We start from the raw sequence: 11216 nt of genomic DNA on the forward strand, positions 1-11216 counted from the left end.
AAATCTTTGATCAATTTAACGAATTAAATTGCACTATAACGTCGTTAAAAATTTTTATTTAGAACAACTAGATACAAAAATTTTTGCCTAGTTCTAGCGGAATTTTCTTAACGTTAAATAGGCCCTATATATAAGCAGATTGGTATAAATTATATTCTAGGTCTTTAGAAGAATTTTAGGCACAAAAAAAGGAGCTAAAAAGCTCCTTTTTCTGTAATCAAGTTCTTAGCGACGTAGGCCAAGCTCTTGGATTAATGCAGTATAACGCGTGATATTTTTACCTTTAAGGTAATCAAGCAGTTTACGGCGAGTACTTACTTTACGAAGCAGACCACGACGTGAGTGGAAGTCATGCTTGTGGTCAGCAAAGTGACCTTGAAGCTTGTTGATATCAAAAGTAAGTAAAGCTACTTGTACTTCAGGTGAACCAGTGTCGCCTTCAGCACGTGCAAATTTAGCAATGATATCGATTTTTTCTTGATTACTTAGTGACATAATAACTCCAAAAATTAAATTTAAAAGGTGTCTTAGCCGATCACTAATTCAGCCAAAAACGATTAAGCGGGCGTATTCTACCAAGTATGGAGATAACTACAAGTTAATTATCCCACCGTATAGCTAATAGCCAGCTTTAAATAACAACATTAGCTATTCAGGTTTTACGTAATCATCTTGCTGACTGGCAAGTCCACGCTTCACTTTTAAGTGACCGTTAACATTCGCTTCGCCTGTACCGATGAAAACACCATCAGCCAATACCTTAATTGAACCATCAGGTAACGCTATTGGTAATTCGACCGCTTGCCCGTGACTAAACACCGAGCCCTGCTCTTTCGTTATTTCAACCACAGGTAAATCAACTAAAGCGGTATCAATTGGTAGCAGCAATGGATCGATATAAGTAGAAGGTGCAATTTCTTCACTTTTTGCTTTTGCTAATAACGCTTCAACGTCATCGAGCGAAACCATTTTATCTGCAGGGTACTGACCAACCGCAGTTCTGTGAAGCATTATGACATGTGCGCCACAGCCTAGATTTTCACCTAAGTCATCAACAATAGTACGAATATAAGTCCCTTTTGATACATGGGCCGTCATTTGCAATACGTTGTTTTCTTCATCAAACTCGTCAAATGATAAACTAAACACGTTTATCTTTCTGCATTTACGAGGTACTTCAATACCTTCACGTGCATACTTATATAACGGTCTACCTTGATATTTAAGTGCCGAATACATAGATGGATATTGATCAGACTCGCCAACAAACGCAGCAATTTCTTTTGTTAGCTGTTCACGCGTTACATTAACGTCTTTGGTACTGACAATTTCACCATCAGAGTCTGATGTTGTTGTACGCTCACCTAACTTAGCGCGAACAACATAGGTTTTGTCAGTATCAAGTAAGAACTGCGTAAATTTAGTCGCCTCACCAAAACAAATCGGCAGCATGCCTGTTGCAAGCGGATCAAGTGCACCTGTATGGCCCGCTTTTTGTGCAAAATAAGCACCCTTTGCCTGTTGCAGTGCTTTATTTGATGAAATGCCTTGGGGTTTGTTTAACAACAAAATACCGTCTACTGCACGGCCTTTACTGCGCTTTGCCATCTGTATCAGTGCCTTTTTCGCTATCTGTTTCGTCTTCGTGTTCAATACTTTCTTCGCTATCTGACACATCAGCAGCATCAACACTTTCTACGTCTTCATCAACATGTTTTGCGTTATCTTCGCGGATAATAGAGTCCACCAAGTTAGAGATACGCATGCCTTCCATAAGTGAGTTATCAACTAAAAACTTTAACTCAGGCATTATACGTGCACGAATACGCTTACCCAGTAACGAGCGAATATAACCCGTTGCTTCATTAAGTACTTTTGCGCTTTGCTTTGCAGCATCTTCATCTTGTGTATTAAACACAGTAATAAAAATTTTGGCATAAGATAAATCGCGCGATACTTCTACCGCTGACACTGTCACCATACCTAGGCGTGGATCTTTAATTTCGCGTTGTAAAATTACAGCAATTTCTTTTTGGATTTGCTGTGCAACACGATCAGTGCGAGAAAATTCTCTCATTGCATTTGTCCTAAAATCATAACTTATTGAAATTTAATAATAAGCTAATTAAATAATGGATACACAAATGGGGGCTAAGCCCCCATTTATTAGTTTAGCGAGCTAACAATTAAAGAGTACGTTGTACTTCAACTGTTTCAAATACTTCGATTTGGTCACCAACACGTACGTCATTGTAGTTCTTAACACCGATACCACATTCCATGCCGTTACGAACTTCAGCAACATCGTCTTTAAAGCGACGAAGTGACTCAAGCTCACCTTCATAGATAACCACGTTTTCACGTAGTACACGGATAGGCGCGCTACGTTTAATAACACCTTCAGTAACCATACAACCAGCGATTGCGCCAATTTTTGGAGACTTGAATACGTCACGAACTTGAGCAAGACCAATGATTTCTTGTTTAAACTCTGGCGCTAGCATACCTGACATGGCTTGCTTAACTTCTTCGATTAAGGCATAAATTACGCTGTAATAACGAAGATCTAAGTTTTCAGTATCAATCACTTTACGAGCAGAAGCATCAGCACGAACGTTAAAGCCAACTACAATTGCGTTAGACGCTGCAGCAAGCGTTGCATCAGTTTCGGTAATACCACCAACACCTGAACCTACAATCTTCACTTTTACTTCATCAGTAGAAAGTTTAGTTAGTGAATCAGAGATTGCTTCGATAGAACCTTGAACGTCTGCTTTAAGTACCACGTTAACTTCAGACACATCGCCTTCAGTCATGTTAGTAAACATGTTTTCAAGCTTCGCTTTTTGCTGACGTGCTAGTTTAACATCGCGGAACTTACCTTGACGGTATAAAGCAACTTCACGCGCTTTACGCTCATCTTTAACAACAGTCGCTTCGTCGCCCGCAGCTGGAATACCAGAAAGACCTAAAATCTCAACTGGAATAGATGGACCAGCTGATTTAATGTCTTTACCGTTTTCATCGCGCATTGCACGAACACGGCCATACTCAAGACCACATAATACAATGTCACCTTGATTAAGTGTACCAGATTGAACAAGTACTGATGCTACTGGACCACGGCCTTTATCAAGACGAGATTCAATAACAACACCTGCAGCCATACCTTCAGTAGGTGCAGTTAATTCTAAAAGCTCAGATTGCATAAGCACAGCTTCAAGAAGGTCATCAATACCTAAACCAGTTTTAGCTGATATATGAACATACTGTGTATCGCCGCCCCATTCTTCTGGGATAACGTCTAGTACAGCTAGTTCGTTTTTAACGCGGTCTGGATCTGCGCCTTCTTTATCCATTTTGTTTACAGCAATGATTAAAGGAACGCCAGCTGCACGTGCGTGCTGTACCGCTTCTTTAGTCTGTGGCATAACGCCATCATCTGCTGCAACCACTAGGATTACGATATCTGTCGCTTTAGCGCCACGAGCACGCATTGATGTAAATGCAGCATGTCCTGGTGTATCTAAGAACGTGATCATATTGCCGTTTACATCAACATGGTATGCACCAATATGCTGTGTAATACCACCGGCTTCGCCTGAAGCAACCTTTGCAGAACGAATGTAATCAAGAGTCGATGTTTTACCATGGTCAACGTGACCCATAACAGTTACTACTGGCGCACGTGGCTCTGACTTACCATCTTCATGGCGGTCATTAAGTACTGTTTGCTCTAATTCGTTTTCTTTAACAATGATAACCTTGTGGCCCATTTCTTCTGCAACTAGTTGTGCAGCTTCTTGGTCAATCACTTGGTTAATGGTAACCATGTCACCCATTTTCATCATTGTTTTAACAACTTCAGCGCCTTTAACGGCCATGCGTGATGCAAGCTCAGCTACTGTAATTGTTTCGCTAATACGCACTTCATTTTTAACATCAACAGTTGGTTTTTGGAAACCATGTTGCAGCGATGCTGGTGCTTTTAACTTAGACTTGTTACGGCCTCTTGACGCTGCAAATTTATCTTTTGCTGGCGCTTTTTTCTTTTTCTTAGCACGGCGTGTACCTTGCTCATCACGAGCATCGGCAACATCTTCTGCTTCACGTGCATAAGTAGAAGTCGTAAGATGGTGATCCGCTGTTTCTTCGCGTTTCTTACGTTCTTCTTCTTCTTTCTTCCAGCGTGCCGAGTTTTCTTCAGCTAGCTTTCTTGCTTCTTCTGCTTGACGTTTCGCTTCTTCTTCAGCTTTCTTCAATGCGGCCTCTTCTGCTTCTTTTTGCAGACGCTCAGCTTCTATGCGATCTTTCTCAGACTTAGCACTTTGCTCTGGGGTCATCTGCTTTTGTTTCGCTTTACGCTCTGCATCAGCTTTGCGTTTAGCTTCTTCTTTGGCTTTACGGTCAGCGTCTTCTTTTGCTTTGCGTTCTGCCTCTTGTTTCGCTTTTAATTCTGCGGCTTCTTGCTCAGCTTTTTGCTGCTCTTCAAGACGTACTTTTTCTTCAGCGGCTAAGCGTGCTTGCTCTTGTTCTTGTTCCATTGCGCTTTTCTTCACGTAAGTACGTGTTTTGCGAACTTCAACTTGAACAGCTTTAGCTTTACCCGTAGAGCCAGTCACACTTAATGTGCTCTTGCTCTTGCGTTGTAAAGTCATACGCGCTGGACCATCTGAACCAGTACCGCCATGGTGCTTGCTTAAATGATCAAGTAACGTTGCTTTTTCTGCTTCAGTTACATTATCAGTTGCTTGCTTAGTGATACCTGCTTGTGAAAACTGCTGTAGCAATTTATCAACAGTTGTACCTATATCGCCGGCTAGTTTTTCAACATTTACTTCTGCCATAGTGTGTAATACCTCCGTTAATAAATTACTCGTCTGCAAACCAACAAATGTTTCGTGCAGCCATAATTAGTTCACCCGCTTTTTCAGATGAAAGTTCTGTAATATCGACGAGTTCATCAATACCTTGCTCTGCCAAGTCTTCAAGTGTAACAACACCCTTACTTGCCATAACAAAAGCCAGATGACGCTCTAAGCCTTCAAGCGCAAGTAAGTCTTCAGCTGGCTCTGCGCCTTCTAAACTTTCTTCCGTTTTAAGTGCTTTAGTTGTTAATGCATCTTTTGCGCGTGAACGCAGTAGATCAACTGTTTCTTCGTCCAGACCATCAATTTCTAAAAATTCAGAGGCTGGTACATACGCCACTTCTTCAAGTGTCGAGAAACCTTCATTAATAAGCAATGAAGCAAATTCATCATCAATTTCTAAATTTTCAGTGAATAAGTTAAGTAGCTTATCTGATTCAGCTTCATTTTTAGTACGCATGTCTTCAACAGTCATAACGTTTAGTTCCCAACCTGTTAGTTGGCTTGCTAAACGAACATTTTGACCATTACGACCAATCGCTTGCGCTAGGTTATCTGCATCAACTGCAATATCCATTGAGTGAGTGTCTTCATCCATTACGATTGAAGCAACTTCTGCAGGTGACATTGCATTAATTACAAACTGTGCTGGGTTGTCGTCATAAAGAACGATATCAACACGCTCGCCACCAAGTTCTGACGATACCGCCTGAACACGTGCGCCACGCATACCAACACATGCGCCAATTGGGTCAATGCGTTTGTCATTAGATTTTACAGCTATTTTAGCGCGTGAACCTGGATCACGTGCTGCGGCACGTAATTCAATCATTTCTTCGCCAATTTCTGGCACCTCAATGCGGAATAATTCCATTAGCATTTCTGGCTTAGAACGCGTTACAAATAATTGTGCTCCGCGTGCTTCTGGCTTAACTTCGTATAAAAGACCACGGATTCGGTCACCCGGACGAAAGTTTTCACGAGGAAGCATATCATCACGAAAAATAACCGCTTCAGCATTATTGCCCAAGTCAAGTACGATAGAATCACGTGTTGCTTTTTTAACAACACCCGTGACTAACTCACCTACTTGATCTTTGTATGCATCAACAACTAAAGCACGCTCAGCTTCACGTACTTTTTGTACGATCACTTGTTTTGCCATTTGCGTTGTAATACGGTCAAATTTAATTGAATCAATTTGCTCTTCAACGTAATCGCCAAGCTGCAAATCAGGTTCATCAACCTGCGCTGCTTCTAGTGTGATTTCGCTGTAAGGATTCTCTAATGAACCATCTTCTTGCACTGCTGCAATTTGCCAACGACGGAACGTATCGTAATCACCCGTTTTACGGTCAATTGCTACACGCACTTCAATTTCGCCATCGTGTTTTTTCTTTGTCGCTGTCGCTAATGCGAACTCTAGAGCTTCAAAAATCTTTTCTTTTGGAACCGCTTTCTCATTGGAAACGGCTTCAGCAACCAATAATATCTCTTTTGCCATGGGTAATGCCTCGCTTGCCCTATTCCTTCGCACTCGAATTTAAAACTTTGCGATTAAATTCGCACGTTCGATGTTACTAAGCATGATTAGATGCTCTGCACCATCACTAGATAGTGTGATCATATCGCTGCTAACTGCTACTAAGTCGCCTTTAAAATTACGACGACCATCTTGTGGAAGCTTAGTACGTACACGTACTTCCTCTCCTTGCGCCTGCTCGTAATGATCTTGTTTGAATAATAGACGATCAACACCAGGAGACGATACTTCCAAATCATATTCATTTGTAATCGGGTCTTCGACGTCTAAAATCGCACTAATTTGGCGACTCGCATCCGCACAGTTATCAACTGAGATCCCATCCTCATGAGCAATGTATACTCTCAAGGTAGAATGGCGACCCGCTTGTACAAATTCAAGACCATATAATCCAAAGCCTAACATTTCTACCGCAGGCGATAACATGGTTACTAAATCTTGTTCAAGTTTTGTCACGAAAATCCTCCATACAAACAAAAAAAGGGCTTATAGCCCTAAAATACTGAGTTTAAATTTTAATTTGATGAAAATAAACATCAAACCGAAAGGTGCAGATACAACAACGCCCCGAACCAAGCGGGGCGTCACACCAAAAAGCATAAAACTGTGTGGCCTAGGGCCGAGCTTGGCTGCGAGTCAGCTATCTGACCAAATTAAACTACACTAGCTTAAACGCAAAACGCGCATTACTTAGAATGCGCGACATAAATTAATAAGCTTTCGCTTATTATTAGAATTGGTTGCGGGAGCCGGATTTGAACCGACGACCTTCGGGTTATGAGCCCGACGAGCTACCAGACTGCTCCATCCCGCGCCAATAGATATTAAAATCTTAATTTAATATCGCTGTTAGCTTTTTAGAACAAGCTAAACAATGGCGGCTATTATAAGGATGCGTGGGGTAATTAGCAACTATAATCACTAATAACTTTACAAATTATCTAATTCAACATAGTTGTCAATTTAATGTGTATTTAATTAACACGCATAATTAGGGCTCGTTTATCTTTCGAGGTTGAATTTGTAGCAGACCGTTTGGCTTTTAGGCAAGGCAGCGGCTATGGTAGGTGATTACTTTCCACAAAAAACTTGAGTCATTACCAAACTAACCTGAACTCTAGTTAAGAGATTTTCAGTGAAAACAAGGCGAATTTACGCGTCAATAGCGGGCCTATTGCAAGTAAATTCAACGCAGTTAGCGCTGAAAATAGCTGCTCGAGATAAATTTATTATCCAGAGTTCAGCTTAACTAAGTTACAAGTATTACATTACTGTTAAACCATCTCTAGATTACCTAAATTCCAGCTTTCAAAAATCAGTAAAGCACTACTGTATAATCTATGAGATAGTTCTTTATAGATAATCACTCTCATTATTAATTATAAAAATAACATACAAATCAAAATATTGGTCGCAGCTTTGTGTTTTGTCATTAAAAAACCGTGCGATTTTTTATCTACTGGCTATACTAAAAACCAAAATATAGACTCTAAAAACCAATGATGACCTGATGCAGCGAGGCATTTAATGAAAACACATCAACCAGAATTATTAAAAAGCCTTAGCATTATAAAACCAAATTTTCATGCTTTCACTAAGCGTTTTCACACCAAATTAACTCAATCTTGTATTACCATGAGTTACCCCACTGCTGCGCAATTTAATGAAAGAAGTTATACCCTTTACTGTATGTTAGAACGTATTATTAAGCATTTGGATAACCCTTTATCTGTTGCTCCTTTTTTATCATATCAATTACAGTTTTTGAATAATGATAATATTCAACAATCCGACATTAAAGTATTGTGTGACACGTTTTATGCCACACTAGAAGAGCACCTTGGGCAACGTTTTAGTTCAGAGAAAAAAGTAGCTTGGCGTAAAGTTTTAATGTTTTTTGAAAATTTTTCGAATAACAGTCTGTTTCATACCTCAAACGTAATTTCACTGGAACAACGGATGCTTAAAAAAGCAAGCCATGAGGAAGCAAATAGTTAATTGCCTCAGGTAGCAAAAATTTTAACTCTGAAAGATCAACAACCCCTTATGTCATGGTAAATAAATAGCCTGATCGTTTAAGCGATTTAGCTTTCTATTTCTATCAGTAATCCGTAATGTGTACTTAAAGCATCTATTCGCTTAGATAAGGCAAGATGAAAGGTGGTATCGGCTTCACTACTGCCTTGGTAGTCCATCCGTTGCTCTAATTTTAATGTTTCTTCTTTGAGTTCATTACTTAATGTGATTACTTTACTACTTGCGGCTTTTATTTCCCGATGTAATTGCTCTTTACGAATGAAACCATCAATATTTTCATTGCCAGTCTGATTTGCGTTATCACTTTTTTTTGTCTTTTCAAGATTTTTGATCTGCTGAGTTACTCTGTCTATACTCATTTGTTGATTTTTAATAAGCACATCAAACTTTGATATGGTCGCAATTATTTGCTCAGCAATTGCTACACTTTGCTTGGGGCGTGTTAACCTTTGTGGATTGAAATTTGTTCAATCTAGGGGCGATTTAATCGCGGCGCGAGGTTTGTGACCTAGCGGGCTAAGTAAAAACCGAGCAACAAAGAGTTAATCGCCCCTAGAAAGAACCTAAAGGGCAGCGCATGTTTGGCATTTATGCTGCGTTATCGCCTATTTATGGGGAATACCACACCACATAGGCGCTGCCTTGCCTAAATACCAAACAGTCTGCTGTAAAATCAATCACGAAAGGTCAACACGCCCTAGACCTGCTAAGTTATTAGCTTGCAAATCAAAACTGTTATTAAACATGCTAAGTTGTTTTTGCATTTGTGACTTATACGTTTCGATTTTATTTTGATGCTCACCAAGTTGCTTTTTCAGAGCCGTCATTTTTATGTACGAATCGATTGTATTTGAATCAGCACTCGGTTTTGGGTTAATACTATTTTGCTCGCCGCTATGTCGTTTATCATCGCGTGGCGTCATTACATTTAAATGCAAAATTTGTGGATTTTCAGCGCATGGTTGTTGACTAAACTCCACTGCGCCGCTCGTCTCACATTTATAAATAGCGGTGGTTTCGGCTGAGCCGGTAATTGGACTCCCGCAAACAAATAGCATTAAAACCGTTTTTAATTTTTTCCTCACTTCTCACCTGAAATATGCATTGCTAAAAATTAACTTTAAGGTAATAACTTAAAATTCAACAAAGCGATCTGCTAATTAAACATACCCGTATACTATTAATTTGGCTTAACTATGACTCATTATAAAACATTAAGACTTATTTTAGGTGATCAACTTAACCCGTCTCACTCCTGGTTTAAACATAAGGACAATGACACTCTTTATCTTGTCGCAGAGCTTAAGCAAGAAACTGATTATGTTAAGCATCATATTCAAAAGATATGTGCATTTTTTAGTGCTATGGAAAACTTTGCTCATGCGCTAAGTTGCGCAGAGTTTAATGTATTACACTTAACCCTAGATGAAACCCAAAATGATAAAAATTTACCCAGTTTACTTAATCGAATAGCGAAAAAATATCACTGCTCAGCCATACAGTATCAATATACTGATGAGTTCAGACTCAAAGAGCAACTTTCACTATTTAAACAAGCAAGCACATATAATGTAACCGCAGTCGATAGCGAGCATTTTTTACTTCCCTTTTCGCAAATAAAAGAGCGTTTTTCAAAAAACAAACATGTAACGATGGAGCATTTTTATCGCGCTATGCGTAAGCAATTTGATGTACTTATGGAGCAAGGAAAACCTGAAGGCGGTAAATGGAATTTTGATAGTAATAATCGTAACAAGTTTTCTAAAAACGACTTAGTGGATATACCTTTACCCAAGGTTTTTAATAATGATGTAAGTACAATTATTGATCGCTTAGATAAACATCAAGTGAGCTACCTTGGTGAAATAAAAAATCAACGTTTACAATGGCCAACCACTAGAAAACAAGCTATTAGCTGCCTTGAGTACTTTTGTGAAAATTTACTTATTAATTTTGGTCAGTTCCAAGATGCAATGACAAATCAAAGTGAGCACAACACTAGCCTTTATCATAGCCGATTGTCGTTTGCCATAAACGCAAAATTGCTTCATCCTCTTTATGTCATTAATCGAGTCATAAACGAATATAGGCAAAGGCCTAATGAAATATCAATCTCACAAGTAGAAGGCTTCGTTAGACAAATTTTAGGGTGGCGAGAGTATGTCCGGGGTATTTATTGGATCAATATGCCCGACTACGCACGTAAAAACCAATTACAGGCGAAAAATAAATTACCTGAATACTTTTGGCATGGCTCTACAAAAATGAACTGTTTGAGCCACTCTCTTTCGCAAAGTTTAACAACGGCTTATGCCCATCATATTCAACGCTTAATGGTTATTGGAAACTTTTGTATGCTCACGGGAATTAATCCTGATGACGTAGATAACTGGTATTTAGGTGTTTATATAGATGCTATTGAATGGGTAGAAATGCCTAATACACGTGGCATGAGCCAATTTGCCGATGATGGTATTATTGCGACAAAACCCTACGCAGCAAGTGGAAACTACATTAATAAAATGAGCGATTACTGCAAGAGTTGCCAATACGATGTTAAACAAAAAGTGGGAGAAAAAGCATGCCCCCTTAATAGCCTATACTGGAACTTTATGCACACCCACCGCAGTAAATTAGAGAAAAACCCGCGTATAGGCATGGTTTATAAAAACTGGGACCGACAAACCGAAGAGCAAAAAGCAGCGCTATTAAAACAAGCTGCTGCGTATTTAGTTGATTTAGAAAGTCTGTGACATATGAAATAGGTA

Annotated in this window: 10 protein-coding genes and 1 tRNA gene; 2 read left to right on the forward strand and 9 right to left on the reverse strand. The window is 39.5% G+C overall.

Translation table 11 applies throughout. The features are described 5' to 3' along the window. Positions 1–225: 225 nt before the first annotated feature. The 7 genes from rpsO to PALI_RS09725 all read right to left on the reverse strand — a co-directional run bounded on the left by rpsO (position 226) and on the right by PALI_RS09725 (position 7225). Positions 226–495, reverse strand: a complete 270-nt coding sequence (rpsO, locus tag PALI_RS09695; RefSeq protein ID WP_024610129.1) for a 30S ribosomal protein S15 — start codon at positions 493–495, stop codon at positions 226–228. A 153-nt stretch (positions 496–648) separates the two neighbouring features. Beyond that, positions 649–1608, reverse strand: a complete 960-nt coding sequence (gene truB / locus PALI_RS09700; protein WP_193155703.1) for a tRNA pseudouridine(55) synthase TruB — start codon at positions 1606–1608, stop codon at positions 649–651. After that, positions 1592–2077 (reverse strand): 30S ribosome-binding factor RbfA, encoded by a 486-nt coding sequence (rbfA, locus tag PALI_RS09705; protein WP_193155704.1) that lies wholly within the window; start codon positions 2075–2077, stop codon positions 1592–1594. Before rbfA ends, truB begins: the two co-directional genes overlap by 17 nt. Before the next feature lie 109 nt (positions 2078–2186). Further along, the gene (gene infB, locus PALI_RS09710) at positions 2187–4847 is read right to left on the reverse strand and encodes a translation initiation factor IF-2 (protein ID WP_193155705.1); all 2661 of its coding nucleotides are present in this window, start codon (positions 4845–4847) and stop codon (positions 2187–2189) included. 25 nt (positions 4848–4872) lie between these two features. Beyond that, positions 4873–6372 carry a transcription termination factor NusA gene (gene nusA / locus PALI_RS09715; protein WP_077538480.1) on the reverse strand — a complete coding sequence of 500 codons (1500 nt, stop codon included), beginning with the start codon at positions 6370–6372 and terminating at the stop codon, positions 4873–4875. Between the two features lie 39 nt (positions 6373–6411). Then, on the reverse strand, positions 6412–6867 hold the full coding sequence (rimP, locus tag PALI_RS09720) for a ribosome maturation factor RimP (RefSeq protein ID WP_077538482.1): 456 nt from the start codon (positions 6865–6867) through the stop codon (positions 6412–6414). A gap of 281 nt (positions 6868–7148) precedes the next feature. Next, positions 7149–7225, reverse strand: a tRNA-Met gene (locus tag PALI_RS09725). Between the two features lie 713 nt (positions 7226–7938). Between PALI_RS09725 and PALI_RS09730 the strand changes: the two genes are divergently transcribed. After that, complete coding sequence (locus PALI_RS09730) at positions 7939–8409, forward strand: globin (protein ID WP_193155706.1); 471 nt, start codon at positions 7939–7941, stop codon at positions 8407–8409. A gap of 86 nt (positions 8410–8495) precedes the next feature. Here the strand turns inward: PALI_RS09730 and PALI_RS09735 are convergent, their stop codons facing one another. Both PALI_RS09735 and PALI_RS09740 read right to left on the reverse strand, forming a co-directional pair. After that, positions 8496–8828, reverse strand: a complete 333-nt coding sequence (locus tag PALI_RS09735; RefSeq protein ID WP_193155707.1) for a hypothetical protein — start codon at positions 8826–8828, stop codon at positions 8496–8498. 297 nt (positions 8829–9125) lie between these two features. Continuing rightward, positions 9126–9533 carry a hypothetical protein gene (locus PALI_RS09740; RefSeq protein ID WP_193155924.1) on the reverse strand — a complete coding sequence of 136 codons (408 nt, stop codon included), beginning with the start codon at positions 9531–9533 and terminating at the stop codon, positions 9126–9128. A gap of 111 nt (positions 9534–9644) precedes the next feature. On the opposite strand from PALI_RS09740, the gene PALI_RS09745 reads away from it, so the two are divergent. Beyond that, positions 9645–11201 carry a cryptochrome/photolyase family protein gene (locus tag PALI_RS09745; RefSeq protein ID WP_193155708.1) on the forward strand — a complete coding sequence of 519 codons (1557 nt, stop codon included), beginning with the start codon at positions 9645–9647 and terminating at the stop codon, positions 11199–11201. Positions 11202–11216 lie beyond the last annotated feature (15 nt).

This window comes from Pseudoalteromonas aliena SW19 (assembly GCF_014905615.1).
GTDB classification, from domain to species: Bacteria; Pseudomonadota; Gammaproteobacteria; order Enterobacterales; family Alteromonadaceae; genus Pseudoalteromonas; species Pseudoalteromonas aliena.